The sequence below is a fragment of the Arthrobacter sp. CAN_A6 genome (assembly GCF_015751715.1).
In the GTDB taxonomy this organism is placed as follows: Bacteria; Actinomycetota; Actinomycetes; order Actinomycetales; family Micrococcaceae; genus Arthrobacter_D.
On sequence record NZ_JADOUV010000004.1, the window covers coordinates 89,493 to 105,400 of the forward strand.

At 64.3% G+C, this 15,908-nt stretch carries 13 protein-coding genes; 8 read left to right on the forward strand and 5 right to left on the reverse strand.

All coding sequences use genetic code 11. The features are described 5' to 3' along the window. Positions 1-6 precede the first annotated feature (6 nt). On the reverse strand, positions 7-1,734 hold the full coding sequence (locus tag IWX75_RS08760; protein WP_442858963.1) for a DUF885 domain-containing protein: 1,728 nt from the start codon (positions 1,732-1,734) through the stop codon (positions 7-9). A 141-nt stretch (positions 1,735-1,875) separates the two neighbouring features. Here IWX75_RS08760 and IWX75_RS08765 point away from each other — a divergent pair, with 141 nt between their 5' ends. Beyond that, on the forward strand, positions 1,876-3,147 hold the full coding sequence (locus IWX75_RS08765) for a serpin family protein (protein ID WP_196821888.1): 1,272 nt from the start codon (positions 1,876-1,878) through the stop codon (positions 3,145-3,147). A 36-nt stretch (positions 3,148-3,183) separates the two neighbouring features. Here IWX75_RS08765 and IWX75_RS08770 read toward each other — a convergent pair whose 3' ends face one another. Further along, positions 3,184-3,441, reverse strand: a complete 258-nt coding sequence (locus IWX75_RS08770) for an acyl-CoA carboxylase subunit epsilon (RefSeq protein ID WP_334684212.1) — start codon at positions 3,439-3,441, stop codon at positions 3,184-3,186. Continuing rightward, on the reverse strand, positions 3,438-5,051 hold the full coding sequence (locus IWX75_RS08775; RefSeq protein WP_196821889.1) for an acyl-CoA carboxylase subunit beta: 1,614 nt from the start codon (positions 5,049-5,051) through the stop codon (positions 3,438-3,440). The genes IWX75_RS08770 and IWX75_RS08775 overlap by 4 nt, the downstream gene beginning before the upstream one ends. Positions 5,052-5,193: 142 nt before the next feature. On the opposite strand from IWX75_RS08775, the gene IWX75_RS08780 reads away from it, so the two are divergent. The 6 genes from IWX75_RS08780 to IWX75_RS08805 all read left to right on the forward strand — a co-directional run bounded on the left by IWX75_RS08780 (position 5,194) and on the right by IWX75_RS08805 (position 10,371). Further along, positions 5,194-6,087, forward strand: a complete 894-nt coding sequence (locus tag IWX75_RS08780) for an SDR family oxidoreductase (RefSeq protein ID WP_196821890.1) — start codon at positions 5,194-5,196, stop codon at positions 6,085-6,087. A 37-nt stretch (positions 6,088-6,124) separates the two neighbouring features. Next, positions 6,125-7,006, forward strand: a complete 882-nt coding sequence (locus tag IWX75_RS08785) for a biotin--[acetyl-CoA-carboxylase] ligase (protein WP_196821891.1) — start codon at positions 6,125-6,127, stop codon at positions 7,004-7,006. A 6-nt stretch (positions 7,007-7,012) separates the two neighbouring features. After that, the gene (locus tag IWX75_RS08790) at positions 7,013-7,609 is read left to right on the forward strand and encodes a PH domain-containing protein (RefSeq protein WP_196821892.1); all 597 of its coding nucleotides are present in this window, start codon (positions 7,013-7,015) and stop codon (positions 7,607-7,609) included. Further along, positions 7,606-8,868, forward strand: a complete 1,263-nt coding sequence (locus IWX75_RS08795) for an adenylate/guanylate cyclase domain-containing protein (protein ID WP_334684213.1) — start codon at positions 7,606-7,608, stop codon at positions 8,866-8,868. The genes IWX75_RS08790 and IWX75_RS08795 overlap by 4 nt, the downstream gene beginning before the upstream one ends. A 95-nt stretch (positions 8,869-8,963) precedes the next feature. Continuing rightward, positions 8,964-9,848 carry a PP2C family protein-serine/threonine phosphatase gene (locus tag IWX75_RS08800; RefSeq protein ID WP_196821893.1) on the forward strand — a complete coding sequence of 295 codons (885 nt, stop codon included), beginning with the start codon at positions 8,964-8,966 and terminating at the stop codon, positions 9,846-9,848. Between the two features lie 64 nt (positions 9,849-9,912). Further along, entirely contained in the window at positions 9,913-10,371 is a 459-nt protein-coding gene (locus IWX75_RS08805; protein WP_196821894.1) for a hypothetical protein, read from the forward strand. A 157-nt stretch (positions 10,372-10,528) separates the two neighbouring features. Here IWX75_RS08805 and IWX75_RS08810 read toward each other — a convergent pair whose 3' ends face one another. After that, complete coding sequence (locus tag IWX75_RS08810) at positions 10,529-10,831, reverse strand: hypothetical protein (protein WP_196821895.1); 303 nt, start codon at positions 10,829-10,831, stop codon at positions 10,529-10,531. Positions 10,832-11,509: 678 nt separating this feature from the next. Here IWX75_RS08810 and IWX75_RS08815 point away from each other — a divergent pair. Beyond that, a complete protein-coding gene (locus IWX75_RS08815) occupies positions 11,510-12,583 on the forward strand; it encodes a glycosyl hydrolase family 28-related protein (RefSeq protein ID WP_196821896.1) in 1,074 nt (357 codons plus the stop codon). A gap of 27 nt (positions 12,584-12,610) precedes the next feature. On the opposite strand, the gene IWX75_RS08820 is transcribed toward IWX75_RS08815, so the two are convergent. Further along, positions 12,611-15,694, reverse strand: a complete 3,084-nt coding sequence (locus IWX75_RS08820; protein WP_196821897.1) for a hypothetical protein — start codon at positions 15,692-15,694, stop codon at positions 12,611-12,613. Positions 15,695-15,908 lie beyond the last annotated feature (214 nt).

Below are 15,908 nucleotides of genomic sequence, written 5' to 3' on the forward strand. Positions count from 1 at the left end.
CCCAGCCTACGCAGGAAGCAATGCCCGCCGCAGCGTGTCCAGACCAACCGAGCCCAGATTGAGCGCGCGTGTGTGGAAGGCTCGCAGATCGAACCGGTCACCCTCACTGGTCCTCACCTCATCCCGAATCTGCTCCCACAACCGCTGACCGATCTTGTACGACGGCGCCTGCCCCGGCCACCCCAGATAACGGTTGAATTCGAAGTCCAGTTGACCCTCGCTGATCGCGATATTCGCCTTGAGGAAGCCGTAACCCTTCTCCGGGGTCCAGGTGCCCGTCCCCCAGCGCGCAGGCACCTGGAGTTCGAGATGGACCCCGATGTCGAAGACCACACGCGCAGCCCTCATGCGCTGGGCGTCGAGCATGCCGAGGCGGTCCCCGAGATTGCTCAGGAAGCCGAGGTCCTCCATGAGCCGTTCCGCGTACAGCGCCCAGCCCTCTCCCTGGCCGGATACCCAGATGGCGTTGCGCCGCCAGGAATTGAGGAGCTGGCGCTGGTAGATGGCAGTGGCGATCTGGAGATGGTGGCCGGGAACCCCCTCGTGGTAGACGGTGGTGGTCTCCTTCCAGGTGGCGAAGGAATCCTCGCCTTCGGGGACGGACCACCACATGCGGCCCGGACGGGAGAAATCATCACTGGGTTCCGTGTAGTAGATGCCACCCTCGTTGGTGGGAGCGATCCGGCACTCGATGGTGCGCATGATGTCCGGGATGTCGAAGTGGGTTCCGGCGAGGGCCTCCACCGCGCTATCGGACAACTGCTGCATCCAGGCCTGCAGTGCCTCGGTGCCCCGCAGTTGGCGGGCGGGGTCCTCGTCGAGGATGCGCATCGCTTCCTCGATCGTGGCGCCCTCCCGAATCTCGTCCGCCACCGCTTCCTGTTCGGCGATGATGCGGTCCAGCTCCCCGACCCCCCAGGCGTAGGTCTCCTCGAGGTCCACTGCCGCGCCGAGGAAGCGCCGCGACATCAGCGCGTAGTGCTCCCGGCCCACTGCGTCCTTGTCCGGGGCCGAGGGCAGGAGGTCGTCTTGGAGGAAGGCCGCGAAGCTGCTGTAGGCCCGGCGGGCGGCGTCGGCTCCGCTCGCGAGTTCGGTGCGGAGCGACTCGGGCAGGTCGCTGTCGTCGGCTTTCGCGGTGGAGGCGAAGACGTCGAAGAATCCGCCGTCCTCCGCGTACTTCCCGGACTGCTCGATGACGACGCGGAGCTGGCGGCTCGACGCCACGAGGCCGCGCTTCCGGCCCTCCTGCAGCGACGAGGTATACCCCGACAGGGCGTCGGGGATATTGTGCAGGCGCCCCGCGATATGGCCCCACTGCTCGGCCGTGGCGGTCGGCATGAGGTCGAGGATGGCACGGATCTCCTGCGCCGGCGAGGCGATGTTGTTGAGGTCGGACAGGTTGAGGCCGGTGTCGCAGATCTCCAGCTCGAGCCCGAGGCGTTCACGCATCGCGTCGAGCGTAACGGCATCGACGTCGTCGACGGGCTGGAGATCGGACAAACGCTCCAGGGTTTCGCGGGCTGCCTCGGCGAAGGCTTCGAGCCCTGCGGGGGAGTAGTCCTGGTATTCCGTCTCGTGTCCGGGAACGCCGAGGGTCGTGGCGAAACTGGGGTCCAGTTGGATGAGGGTCTGCGTGTAGGAATCGGCAACTGCGTCGATCGCCGTGGCTGCGCGCGCGGGCGCTGCACCGGGGGACTGGTGGGTCGACAGGGCGGAGGTGGGTTCAGAAGTCACACGCAGAGCCTAACCGCACCTGGTTGCTGAAGGCCACGACCCGGGTCCGTAACTTTCGCAACCCAATCGTGCCCGGGCGTGGTGGCCGTAGGTGCGAGCACGCGCCTACGGTGTGATGGGGCAGGTCCAGAAGGAGGAACCATGGCAGCAGGAAAAGGTCAGCACCGTCAGGCACTGGCGGCGGGAACCGCTGCAGCGCTTCTGATCTCGGGGTGCGGCGCGGCCGTTCCCGAGCCGCGGGTCGCCGAGGGCGTGGAACGCGTCGCGGTGGCCCTGGAGACCTTCCCCGACGCCGAGGACGCGTTGGTTCAGGCGTCGTTCCGGCTCGGGGCTGCGATGACGGCAGAGAACCCGGACGGAAACCAGGTGACGAGTCCACTGAGCGCGCTCTATGCGCTCGCTATGCTCCGTGCTGGAGCCGGTACCACGACCGCCGCCGAAATGGACGGCGTTCTCGGGCTGCCGCTACAGCACCGCGACGAGGCGATGAACGCGCTGCTCGCCGAGATGCAGGAGTACGACGGCGATCCCGGCTCGGTCGACGAGGACGAGCCGCCCGCCGAACCGCTGCTCCACCTCGCCAACGGAGTGTTCGTCAACGACGGAACCCCAACGGGCGAGGCGTTCCTCGCAACCCTCGCCCGCCAGTACGGAGCCGGTGTCTATCCCGTGGACTTCCCGAACCCGGACACAGAGGGAATCCTCGACCGCTGGACCAGTGCCAACACCGGCGCCCGGATCGAGAAGGCACCTCTCGAATACGATCCGGACACCACGCTGTCGCTGCTCAGCACCGTGTACTTCGCTGCCGCCTGGGCCTCACCCTTCGACGCGGAAGGCACTGCTCCAGGTTCCTTCACCCTGCCGGGCGGATCCCAGGAGCAGGTAGAGCTGATTTACGGTGCGATGCCCGTCCGGTACGCGCGGGGCGGTGACTGGCAGGGCGTCGACATTCCCTATGGGGAAGGATTCAGCATGCGGCTGGTCCTCGCCGACGATCCCGCGGTCTCTCCGGTCCGCTCCGAGGAGGAGCTGCTGGAAGTCCGGGACGGGATGGCTTCCGCGGAGGACATCCGGGCCGGGCTGGTGCTGCCGAAATGGGACCACGACCACACGCAGGATCTGCTGGGCGCGCTGGAGGCCCTGGGCCTCGAGGAGACCCTCGGCCTCACCCCCGATTTCGACGCCATCCAGAAAGACATCTTCGTTTCCGGCGCCGCGCAGAGTGCGAACATCACTGTGGCGGAAAAAGGGACGGTGGCAGCGGCTGTGACGCAGCTGAACCTCATGGAAACGTCCGCGCCGATGCCTCCTGAGCTCACCCTCGAGTTCACCCGGCCGTTCCTCTACCAGATCATCCACGACGACACCGGGCTGCCGGTCTTCCTCGGAACGGTGCTGGACCCGCGCTGACGAAGCCTGCCGACCATCCGGCCGCCTGCGCAGCTCCTACCGTGCGCTGCGCTTCCACGAGCCCGGGCCGGGGAGCGGCTTCAGCCGCAGCATGGTCCGCCGCAACCAGGACCGGCCGGAGCCCTGGGCCGGGCCGTCCGTCTCTCCCTGCAGGGCGACGACGACGGCGGTTAGGGCTGCCAGCTCCTCATCGGTGGGGTTGCCCGAAATCACCGACAGCACGGACTCGTCCGCCGTTTCGGACATCCCTGCGCGCGTGGGATCGGTGTCGCGCCCCGGCTCGATCCCGGTCACAGCGGAATGTTCCCGTGCTTCTTGGCCGGCATCGAGGCCCGCTTGTCCCGCAGTGCCCGCAGGCCGCGGACAATCTGCACCCGGGTCTCCGATGGTGCGATGACGGCGTCCACGTAGCCGAGTTCGGCCGCCTGGTAGGGGTTCAGCAGCTCCTCCTCGTACTGCGCGACGACGTCGGCGCGGGCCGCCTCGAGGTCCCCACCGGCGTCGGCCACCGCCTTGAGCTGGCTGCGGTACAGGATGTTGACGGCACCCTGCGCTCCCATCACCCCGATCTGTGCGGTGGGCCAGGCGAGGTTGATGTCGGCGCCGAGCTTCTTCGATCCCATGACGATGTAGGCGCCACCGTAGGCCTTGCGTGTGATCACCGTGAGCTTCGGCACCGTGGCCTCGGCGTAGGCGTACAGCAGCTTGGCACCGCGGCGGATGATCCCGTTGAACTCCTGGTCCTTGCCGGGGAGGAAACCCGGAACATCGACGACGGTGAGGATCGGGATGTTGAAGGCATCGCAGTGCCGGACGAACCGCGCGGCCTTCTCGGAAGCGTTGATGTCGAGGGTGCCGGCGAACTGCAGGGGCTGGTTCGCGACGATACCGATGGTGTGGCCCTCCACCCGCGCATAGCCGGTGACCACGTTGGGGGCGTAGAGGGCCTGCATCTCGAGGAAGTGGGCGTCATCCACGATGGCCGAGATGACAGCGTGGATGTCGTATGGCTGGTTTGCCGAATCGGGGATGAGCGTGTCGAGGGCGACGTCCTCGTCCGTCGGTTCGAGCATCTCGGCGAACGGTGCCAGCGGCGCTTCGGCGAGATTGTTCGATGGCAGGAAGTCGAGGAGTTCCCGCACGAATCCGATGGCATCCTGCTCGTCGGTGGCCAGGTAGGTGGACGTTCCGGTGGTCGTGTTGTGCTGGCGTGCGCCGCCGAGCGTCTCCATGTCGACGTCCTCGCCGGTCACGGTCTTGATGACGTCGGGACCGGTGATGAACATGTGCGAGGTCTTGTCCACCATCACCACGAAATCGGTCAGGGCGGGCGAGTATGCCGCGCCGCCGGCGCACGGTCCCATGATGAGCGAGATCTGCGGGACGACTCCGGAGGCGTGGACATTGTTGCGGAAGATGTCCGCGAACATCGCGAGCGATGCCACGCCCTCCTGGATGCGCGCCCCGCCGCCGTCGTTGATGCCCACCACCGGGCAGCCGTTGCGCAGCGCGAACTCCTGCACCTTGACGATCTTCTCCCCGTTGACCTGGCTCAACGACCCGCCGTAGACGCTGAAATCCTGACTGTAGACGGCGATGGGACGCCCGTCCACCGTCGCATAGCCGGAGACGACGCCGTCGCCCAGCGGCTTCTTCTTCGCCATGCCGAACGCCGTGGACCGGTGCACGGCGAGCGCATCGAACTCCACGAAGGAATCCGGATCCACCAGCAGGTCGATCCGCTCACGCGCCGTGTGCTTGCCCCGGGCGTGCTGCTTCACAACAGCCTCGGGCCCCGACGGAACTGCTGCGGATTCCTGCCGTCGCCGGAAGTCGGCGAGCTTCCCGGCAGTCGTCGAAAGATCAGCGGTGGTGGGAAGATCGAGGGTCAGGTCCTCGGGCATGAAATCTCCGATAGGCGAGTGGTGAACGCCTTAAGGAGGAATCCTCCAAAAAGCGGGGCGTTTTTCCCAGTCTAGTGAGCTACGGCACTGCCCGGCTTGTAGGACATCTACAGCTTCCTGCACTGCGGCCTATCCTGAGTGGATGACCGCAAGCAATGCCGTAGGCGACGGAACCGCAGGCAACGAGACGACAGAACAGGCTCCGCAGGGGAAAGCCACCCTTCGGGGGCGCACCATACTGATGTCGGGCGGCAGCCGCGGAATCGGGCTCGCCATCGCACTCCGGGCCGCCAGGGACGGTGCCAACGTGGTGCTGATGGCCAAGACGGGGGAACCGCACCCCAAACTCGACGGCACGGTTCACACCGCAGCGCAGCAGATCGAGGACGCGGGGGGCGCCGCCCTGCCGCTCGTGGGAGACGTGAGGAATGACGACGATGTGGCGGGCGCCGTCGCCGCCGCCGTCGAGCGGTTCGGAGGAATCGACGTCGTGGTGAACAATGCGTCGGCCATCGACCTGTCGAAGACACCGGACATCGACATGAAGCGGTACGACCTCATGGCCGACATCAATGTCCGCGGCACCTTCCTGCTGAGCAAGTTCTCGATCGACGCGCTCCGGCGCTCGGACAACCCTCACATCCTCACGCTCTCGCCGCCGTTGAACCTCGACCCACGGTGGGCCGGAAAGCACCTCGCGTACACCCTGGCGAAGTACGGCATGAGCCTCACGACTCTGGGCCTTGCCGAGGAGTTCCGGGCCGACGGCATCGGAGTCAACTCGCTGTGGCCGGCCACGCTGATCGATACGGCGGCCATCCGCAACATGCCCGGCGGCGGCACGATGGTGCAGGCGGCGCGCAGCCCCGAGATCGTGGCCGATGCGGCACACGCCGTCCTGACGAGGAACTCGAGGGACTGCACGGGAAACTTCTTCACCGACGAGGAGGTTCTTCGGCAGGAAGGGGAAACCGATTTCACCGGCTACAGCCTCGGTGCTCCGGAGGACCGCCTGGTCCCCGACATCTTCCTCTGATCCCGGCCGGGAGGAAACGGCTGGGTAAGATCGGGTCATGACCTCCCGCTATTCCAACCTTGAGCGCCCCGGGCTGGACCAGGGAGCGCTCCGCACCGCTCTCTGCACGCCGGTCGGTCCCTATGCGCGCCTCGAACTGGTGCAGCGGACCGGATCGACGAACGCTGACCTCGTGGAGCAGGCAGGGTCGGCGGGCGGCGAGTGGCCGGACCTCAGCGTCCTGACCGCTGAAGCGCAGAGCGCCGGGCGGGGCCGCCTCGACCGTTCCTGGGTGGCCCCGGAGCGGTCCTCACTCCTCGTGAGCGTGCTGCTGCGGCCGGTCAACGACGCCGGCAGGCCGCTGCCGACGCAGAGCTACCCGTGGTTCTCGCTCCTGGCCGCGCTCGCGCTCGCCGAAAGTGTCGAGGACCGCACCGAGGTCAGCCCGCAGCTCAAGTGGCCCAACGACGTGACCGTGGACGGGCGGAAGCTCGCCGGCATCCTCGCGCAGTTCGTGCCCGACCCGCGAGGCGGTACTCCCGCCGTCGTCGTGGGTATCGGGTTGAATGTCAGCCTCACGGGGGACGAGCTTCCGGTGCCGACGGCCACGAGCCTGCTGCTCGAGTACGCCGGAACCACGGACCGCAATATCCTGCTGAAGTCATTCCTCCGCACGTTCGCGGCGCACTACCGTGCATTCTGCGCAGTGGACGGGAACGCGATGACCGCCTGGTCGGGGGGATTGTCCCTCGCCAACCGGGTCTCGGAGAGGATGGCGACTCTCGGGCAGGACGTGCGGGTGGAACTGCCGGGGAACGGAGCGCTGACCGGACGTGCGCTGGCACTCGATGCCCACGGGGCCCTCGTGGTGCGCGACGACGACGGCGAGCGGCACACCGTGGCAGCGGGCGACGTGGTGCATCTGCGCCCGCAGGGTTAGGGCAGAATGCGCATCCGGCTCTCACCGGGGGAACGCGTCGTGGTTCGCACCCGGGCAGACCCGGCGCGGTTGGCATGGCCCGTCGCGGCATCGGTGGTCCTGCTGGGACTCGGAGGTTTCGCCCTCGGCAGGCTGAGTACCGTGCTCCTTCCGGGTGAACTCCTGGCCTGGCGGCCCGTGCTGGTCCTCCTGGCCGCGGTCCTGCTTCTGGCGTTGCTCGCGCGGCTCTTCGTGCGCCCTTTCGTGCGGTGGCTCAACAATCGCTATGTACTCACCAGCATGCGGCTCATCCACCGGCGGGGCGCGGCACGAAGAAGTGAGCACCAGATCCCGCTCTCGGCGGTCTATCAGCTGGATATCTCCCAGAGCCTTTTCCAGCGGTTCGTGGGCAGCGGAACACTGCTGGTGGATCTGGGGCGCGACCGCATGGTGACCTACCGCAACGTCCCCCGGATCCACGTCTTCAAGGATTATGTGGTTGCTGCGGTGAGCGAGCTCCCACTGACCCTCATGTTCGATGGTGTAGACATGGAGATTGATTCGACTTATGCCCAGCGGGAAGATCCGGGGGCCAACCAGGAGTGGAGGGGCGGCGGGAGATGACGGCGGAGTCCGGTGCGGGACACGATGCGCTGCCCGATTCACACGCGTACCCGGATGTGCCCCGCGCTTCCGGATCGCATCCCGCTGCAAGGGCGGTGTGGCGCCTGCAGGGCGACCCCGAGAGCCGGCCGGCCACCCGCCCCATTCCCGCCGTCCGGCCCGGGGACTCGGCAGTTGCCGCCGAGCGGAATCCCGGCGCCGGGCCGGAACCCGTCGTCCACCTGAACCGGGAGGCCATCCGCAACCTCGAGATCGAACTCCTGGGTGCCGAGCGCACCCTGCGGCGCCGCGACGTCGCGGCAGGGGCCGGTGTCTCGCTTCTCTCGGCGCGGAAGCTGTGGCGCGCGATGGGCTTCCCGAACATCGGCGACGACGACATCGCCTTCACGGAGAAGGACCAGAATGCGCTGACGACGATCATCGAGCTGGTCCGCCAGGAACAGCTGACCGAGGACGCCGCGATCTCCATCACGCGTGCCGTGGGCCAGATGACGGACCGCATGGTGGTCTGGCAGATCGAGGCACTGGTCGAGGAGATGGTGGCGCAGCGCGGCATCTCCGACGCCACGGCCCGGAAAACCCTGGTGGCCGAACTGCCGGAGCTGATCGAACCGCTCGAGAAGACGCTGGTGTATGCGTGGCGACGCCAGATGAACGCCGCGGTGCAGCGGCTCGCCCTGAGGGCGGAGTCCGGTCTGCGGGCAAGTGAGACGGGCCGCGACGGCGATGAGCAGGACGCACCGCTGCCCCTGGCGCGCGCCGTCGGGTTCGCCGACCTCGTGTCCTACACCAGCCTCTCCCGGCAGATGAACGAACGGACGCTCGCGCAGCTGGTGCAGCGCTTCGAGAACAAGTGCGCTGAAATCATCTCGGTGGGCGGCGGGAGGCTCGTCAAGACCATCGGCGATGAGGTGCTGTACATCGCGGAGTCCCCGGAAGCGGGCGCCGAAATCTCCCTTGCACTCGCCAAGGCCTTCACCGAGGACGAGCTCCTGCCGTCGGCCCGGTGCTCCATGGTGTGGGGACGTGTCCTCTCGCGGCTCGGTGACATCTACGGGCCTACTGTGAATCTGGCCTCCCGCCTGACCTCGCTCGCGGAGCCGGGCACGGTGCTCATCGACGCCTCCACCGCTGCAACCCTGAGCAACAACGAGAAGTTCGTGCTGATGCCGCACCAGGCGCGGACGGTGCGTGGGTTCGGCGAGGTCCACCCGGTCACGCTTGCACGGGGAACAGGGACAGGCCTCGTCCTCGACTAGGTGCGCCTGGTGCGACCGACGCGCGCCGGACCTGCACAGGCAGGGCAGAATAGGGGCATGACTGACCAGCTGATCCCCTCCGCGGTGGTGGCGCCGTGACCAATACCCCCGATTCCGGCCGTGCAGTGCCGGGCTCGCTGAGACTGAGCTATGGCTGTGCCACCGACCGCGGCCTGCGCCGTGAACTCAACGAGGATTCACTTCTCGCCTCCGAGCCCATCTTCGCCGTCGCCGACGGGATGGGCGGTCATGAAGCGGGCGAGATCGCCAGCGGGGTCTGTATCCGGACGCTCGAACGCAGTATGCGGGGCACCCGGACGTCCGAATTCTCGGCGGAGGACCTCGAACAGCTGATCCAGGAAGCGGACGCGGAGATCCGCGCCGAAACCGGTGGCAAAGCCGGCACCACACTCTCCGGTGTCGTGGTCGTGCAGGATGCCGGTGGGCCCTCCTGGTTGTTCTTCAATGTGGGAGACTCCCGGACGTACCGCCTGGACGGCAACCGGTTCGGGCAGATCTCGGTCGACCACTCCGAGGTGCAGGAACTCGTGGAGCTCGGCGAGATCACGGCGGCCGAGGCCCAGACCCATCCACGGCGGCACGTGGTGACGCGCGCCCTGGGGACGGGTGACGACGCGGAGGCCGATTACTGGCTCATGCCGGTCCGGACGGGCGACCGCATCCTCATCTGCTCCGACGGCTTGACAGGGGAAGTGAGCGACGACGGCATCTACGACGTGCTCAGCACCGTCCCCGATCCGCAGGCGGCGACCGAGGCCCTCATCGAGGCAACCCTTCGATCGGGTGCACGGGACAACGTCACGGTCATCGTCCTTGATGCTGTCATCGACGAGTCCGCTGACCCTCCCGGCGAGGTCAGCCCTGGTCGCGGTGGTGCTACGGCTGTCGATCCGAGCGTCCTCCCGTTACCCGGAAAACGTCGCCGCATCATGATCGAGGCCGACAGGCCGCCCGCCTGACAGGGGGAGGCCCCGGAATTCCGGTGTTCGCCGTGTAATCCCGACGTGCGGCTTATATTGGGGCATGGCAATGCACCGCCGAGCGGCCCACCCCGGATCCCCAGTGCTGAGCGTGATCGGAGGGATGCTTGCGGTCTCCCTCGCACTTGTCGGCTGTGCCGGGCGCAGCAGCGCGCAGGAGGTGGTGGATGCGCCGTGGTTCGCCGGTTACGTCGACGTCACCGTGCCGTCCACCTACGAGGTGGACAGACCACCCACGCCGGAAGCAGCAAAAGCTGTCCTCTCCTTCATCGTTGCCAGTGAGGAAGCTGCCTGCGAGCCCTCGTGGGGCGGCACGTACAGCTTCGACAGGGCTGGAACCGCTTTCCAGCTGGACGACCGCCTGGCCCGGCTGAGGGATCGCGGGGGAGAGGTGGTCGTCTCCTTCGGCGGACAACGGGGAGACGAACTCGCGACCACCTGCACGGACCCGGAGGAGACGACCTGGACGACTTCTCCGCCGGAGTGCGGCGGGCTGAAGTAATTGCCCGGCTGAAGCGGGAACGTGAAAGAATCGGTTCCGTGTGGGCCCCAGTAACGTTATCATCAGCACCTTGAAGCGTTTTGGGTTTGATGGAGGCACTGATTACACCTAGAAGGACCGTTGGATTTCATCCTGCGGAGTCGAGGGCGTATCCGGGTCAAGCGCGCGGGGACCGACGAGGGTCCGCGGCCGGGAGATGACGAGCACCGATGTGATCGGAACACGAAGTTTCGATGTGCGGTTTGCGCCAGGCCAAGACCATCTTGAAGTAGGCTTCGGCTTTTCCGCGGCGGAGTTCGACCGCCCTGAGCACCTGCTCAAGGCCGGTTTCATGCGCGACAATGGACTGTAGATGGTCATCAACCAACTTGAAGTTGTCGTCGCAGAACACGTTGATTGGTTTGTCCATCACCGGCTTCACGGGGAGATCGACTATCGTCAGCGCATTGTGAACGACCATTTGTACGCCGGTCGGCCGGCATTCGAGTTACAGCAAATTTTCGACTCGAACGCCCTTTGAACCCAGGGCTTGACATTGAAGGCCGACACGCCAAGATCACGTGGGTGTGCTCCGTAAAGCAAGGCGGAAGGTCAGCTTTCCCGAGGTGCGAGGTGCGAGGTGTGAGGTGCGAGGTGTGAGGTGCGAGGTGCGAGGTGCGGTCGCCGCCCGCGCTCAGGAAGCGATCGTCGCGAAGCTCGAACATGCACAGTGGTACCACGTGCGGACCACGAGGCTGGGCTGCAGGACTGGAGCTGAGCAAGGCGGCAGAAGTATTAGTTGAATTCGTCGTCGGCCCACCGGCCCACCGGAAGGCCTGCACGGCTTGTTTCTTGGCGAAAATCCCACCCGGCACGCCGGTTCTGCCCGAATCGTTGTCCTCAAGGAGTTCCCGGACAATGCTGCTGGTGTTCGGTGAGTTGACGGACTACAGAGATTTTGGCTGGGATCACTCAACATCGAAGCGTACTTGATCGTGATCGTTTGTCGCACCGGAGAATGAGGAGGTCTCATCATTAAGATGTGCCCTAGGTCCACTATCCTGAGGATAAGTTCTACCGGGTTCCTTAAGGTGGCTCCCGGTTCGCTAGCAGAAAGAATTCCCTTACATCCGTTGCGGAAGCAAAGGTTTGACTTGCGATGACCTACCAATTCAAGGCGGCGCTGCTGGTAGTCATTGTGGTTGGGGTGGCAGGGACCGCCTACACGTTCAGTGCAGGCGGAAACAGCGGATGCGTCGCGACGGGAAGCAGCGCCACCAATATATGGCGGGTGGATGCGTCCGCGGTCGGGGATTCGGACGCGATTCAGGCGGCGATTGATGCTGCAGCTGGTCAAGGTGGAGGTATTGTTCAGCTGTCGGCCGGGCAGTTCAATATCCACCGCCCACTATGGCTGAAGGATAACGTGGCGCTCAGTGGCTCGGGGCTGGCAACGGTCCTCAAGGCTTCGGCCCGCTTCCTGGACTCTAAGGGGCCACATGGCGGGCATCCAATAGTCACCACAGAGGGAGCCGACGACGTTACGATTGCCGATCTGACGGCCGATCAAAGCGGCGACGTTCTCGACGGGAATGTTGATGGCAGGCTCAATGAATACCTTATTGACGTGCGGCATTCCGTCAACGCTTTGGTGGTAGGGGTGGCAACGAAGAACCCTTTCACCTACTCCATAGCGGTGGTGGGCAGCTCGAATTTCTGTGTGCGGGACAGCTCAACGGTGGCCGATTCATCCGGGAAATATAACCAGCTGGACGGCATCCACGTTACGGACTCCCACTCAGGCGCTGTGGTGGGCAATCGCGTTGACCAACGCCGAGGCGACGACGGCGATGATGGCCTGGTTGCTCAGACGATAGGCGCGGAAGTCTACGACGTTATTTACCGGGACAACGATGTTCGCGGCGGGTCGCACGGTGCGGGCATGCAACTCGCTGTGTCCGGTCATCAGATTCGTAACATCACCATAGAGAACAACCGGTTCTGGGGCTCACCCTCCGGAATCAGAACGGGCTATTACGACGGGGGAACGCAGTCGGTGCACGACATCGCAGTGCTCGGCAACACCTTCTTCCACAATGACGGAGCTTCAGTCACTTTCAAGGGCGATTTGGAAAACATCCGGGTAGTAGGCAACAGCATCTGCCGAAGCGGGGCAATCAAAGTAGGCGAGGGCGCTGGGAATACAGTGGAGGACAATCAGCAACACTGTTGAAGGGATGCTTTCGGAACGGATGGACTCTTAGTGCCCCGTTCCGTAGGTGGTAGGAGTTCCTACTCCCTCGAGCACGGCCCGGTTCAACGCTATGTCATCGATGCGCCACACGGTCGTTGCGCCGTTGGTGAGGCCCTGCAGCTGGAAGACAGGAGTGGCGTTTGCCTCCAACCACTGATGCATGGCCGGCTGCATGTATCCATAGCCTTGGCTGGTAGGAAGGGATTGCGTCAAGATGTAGTCCGCGGAGTTCTCTTGCATCAGGGCTGCCGAAGGCCATATGCCGGAGCGCGAATCGTCCGCGAACGCGAGTTCACCTGTGCTGTTGGTAACGCTTACTCTTGCGTCGGCCGGCAGGTTTTGACTTATCCAGCGTTTCGCTTGCACAAAGCCGTTGTCGGTGGATGTCTCCAGTCTGACGCCAAGGCTCGCGGTGAGCAGCATCATAACGATGCTGGCAGAAATGACTGGTACACGGACTTCAGGTCGCCGTTCCACGATCTCGACGCCGAGCAACGCCGTACTCAGCACTGCTGCAATCATCACTGCGTAGCCGTACTGTTCCTCGAAAGTGCCGAACAGGGCACTGTAAAGGCCATAACTTCCCAGCGTCAAGCTCATCAGGCCAATCAGTCGACGCTCCGGACGAAGACTGAAACACAGGAATGCCGCGGCCGCCGGGCACAATGCTAATAGCAGGTAGCTGGTACCGAAGTGGCCGGCATTATCGAAGAGACGTTCAACCAAGCTGGGCGCTCCCTCGGCCGTGAAGCCTGTGAATACGTCGAGACCGATCAGACGCCGAAGCCCGCCCTCCTTTGCCTGTATCCAATTCGGCAGCATCCCCTGGGCAACTACCACCGTCAAATACGCCAAGTACGGTACGACCATGGCTGACAGGATGATGGCCGCATCGTGCGCTCTGATTGTTCGGCGCCACACCACCGCAGCAATGACCGGCACCGCAGTACACAGCGCAAAAAAATCCTTGGTCAGGATCGCGAACCCCAGCATCAAACCGCCGCAAAGCAGCAGCGGACGGCTTGGGTAGTGTGACTTGAGCTGCACCACCACTATCGCTAGCCCGGCGGTAACGTAGGCCATCGCCAGAGTCTCCAGGAAAAGGTGGCTGTTGCTGCGCAAGACGAACGGTTCAAAAATCAGGAGGCCTGCCGTGACCCAGGCCGCATTTCTGGACCCTGCCGTCCTGATCACGAGAAAAGCCAGCCCTACAGTGAGCGCCCCCAGTACTGCGTTCAGCCAGCGGAGTTGCATCACCATCTCCACTGAGTCGCCTGTTAATCCGAGAAGGTTGATGACACCGGCCTCCACCAGGAAGAAGCCAGGAGGATGAAGAAAGAACGGACCATCCGGAAGCCGGGGGAGCAATTCACCGTCAGTTATCGACTGCCCAAGTTGGACATAAAGCATCTCGTCCACCCATAGCTCAAAGGCTTGCAGGAGCCCTATAGAGCGCACCCCGAAAGCTACAGCAAAACATGTGAGGACCGACCCCAAGGTAATTATGAGACTCCGCCCCACAGGAACCGCGGCGCCCACCTCCTGTCCCCCGTTGACCGCTGTCGAGCCATTTGGTACTCGACCAGGCGGATACGTGAGCTGCCGGGCGAGACGGAGTGTTTCGGCACGTTGCCACAGTCGCAACCGCAGGCCGCGTACCATTTCCACAGTGCTTCCTTTCTTTAGCTGAGCCAGGACAACAAGACCGGTAATAAAGACAGCCAATAGCCATACGAGGGGTTGCCGGTCTGCGAGTGCCAATACCAAGGCAAGGCAAGCCCCTCCGATGAAGCCCTTGGTAGCCATGCGACCAGAATGCGGCGGGAGAAGCGGAAGAGCGATCACCGCCGAGATGCACGCCGCGGCCATCGCACCAACCGCGCAGCCAATCGCGATGCCCGGAACGCCTCCCCAATCCCATCCCAGGAAGAGGCCACTTGAAACCAACACTGATGCTGCAACCAACCCCAGCTGACAGCGTCGGTAGGCACGCAACGCCAGAAGGACCGTGGAGAAAACCGTCAGGGTGGCATAGCCGAATCCTGAGAGTGCGAGCCAGGGTAGCAGGGCGAACGATGAGTGGTACCTTTCTGGCATGACGAGGGCTACCAGCGCGTGCGGAGCTGTGGCAATGACGGCGCACGCAACTAGGGCGAGCCGGCCGAAGGAACGCAGGGCGTCCGTGAGTATGACCCCCACATCAACACCCGGCCGCCGCAGCATCGGAAACACCACAATGACCGTTCCTGCTGCTACATAAACCGGAGCTTTGGCTATGGACGCTAAGGCCTGGAATCCCGCGGCCGCTGTCGAGCCGCCGTCGAGGAAAGCCACCAGGACCACGTCAATGCCTACCAGGACCGACACGACGCAGAGAGTGAACGCTATATCGGCAGTTTCAGCCCATCGCCATTTCTGACGCAGCACTTGCGGACGCCAAGTGAGGTCGCGGAAAAATGACTTGGGTGTAACCAGAAGTGCCAACCCACCCACAGCGAAGCCAAGGACAGCGCCGGGTGCGCCCCATGCGAACGTGACGACGAGGAGAGAGAAGATCAGCCGGATCAGTACCTCGCCGACGGACTTGACCGTGTAGCGCACAAAGCGCAACTCGCCTTGAATCCACCCCGACGGTGCCGCTCCAATGAACAGGACAAAAGCGGAGAGGGCAACCATGGCGGCTATTGAGGGCGATCCTAGACCAGCGGCGATGAACCCTGTTACCAAGGCCGCGCCCAACCCAACCATTACCGAAACCATTGCGGAGAACGACATGGCGTCACGCCGCTGTTCTGAACCCTGCGGATGGGCAGTTACCGCATGAGAAAGCGGTAAAGGAACTAGGGCAGAGGTGACAATTCCTACCATGCCGAGCATCATTTGGGCGGCCGCGAATTGGCTGAAGTCGGCGGGTTTCAAAGCATTGATCATGAGTAGCGTGACAACGTAGCTGAAGACACCGACGAAGCCAGCCCCTATCGACAAGAGCACGCCGTATCGGGCAATGCTGCCGCTCCCAAATGACGCATCCGAATCTTGGGGGCGAGGTCCCAGGCCAGCCTGGAGTTCAGCGATGGGACCGATCGTCACGTAATCTCCCTAGACGGGAATTTCTGATAGGACAGAACGTCAGACTACGGGCAGGCATAGGGGCTGGCACGAGTACTGACTACTCGCTTTAGCCAGCGCAACTACGTGGAGAAGCAGGTCAAAAATAAAGCATGTAGCCCTCGCAGTTCAACCCGGCGGCCCCCATATACTGAGCCCGCGAGTAGGCTCTGAAGCAGCGAACCGTCAATCCCCC

Coding starts and splice junctions, on each gene's coding strand:
- IWX75_RS08780 (WP_196821890.1), top strand. CDS start 5,194: ATGACCGCAAGCAATGCCGTAGGCGACGGAACCGCAGGCAACGAGACG.
- IWX75_RS08810 (WP_196821895.1), bottom strand. CDS start 10,831: ATGGTCGTTCACAATGCGCTGACGATAGTCGATCTCCCCGTGAAGCCG.
- IWX75_RS08775 (WP_196821889.1), bottom strand. CDS start 5,051: ATGCCCGAGGACCTGACCCTCGATCTTCCCACCACCGCTGATCTTTCG.
- IWX75_RS08795 (WP_334684213.1), top strand. CDS start 7,606: ATGACGGCGGAGTCCGGTGCGGGACACGATGCGCTGCCCGATTCACAC.
- IWX75_RS08805 (WP_196821894.1), top strand. CDS start 9,913: ATGGCAATGCACCGCCGAGCGGCCCACCCCGGATCCCCAGTGCTGAGC.
- IWX75_RS08765 (WP_196821888.1), top strand. CDS start 1,876: ATGGCAGCAGGAAAAGGTCAGCACCGTCAGGCACTGGCGGCGGGAACC.
- IWX75_RS08815 (WP_196821896.1), top strand. CDS start 11,510: ATGACCTACCAATTCAAGGCGGCGCTGCTGGTAGTCATTGTGGTTGGG.
- IWX75_RS08785 (WP_196821891.1), top strand. CDS start 6,125: ATGACCTCCCGCTATTCCAACCTTGAGCGCCCCGGGCTGGACCAGGGA.
- IWX75_RS08790 (WP_196821892.1), top strand. CDS start 7,013: ATGCGCATCCGGCTCTCACCGGGGGAACGCGTCGTGGTTCGCACCCGG.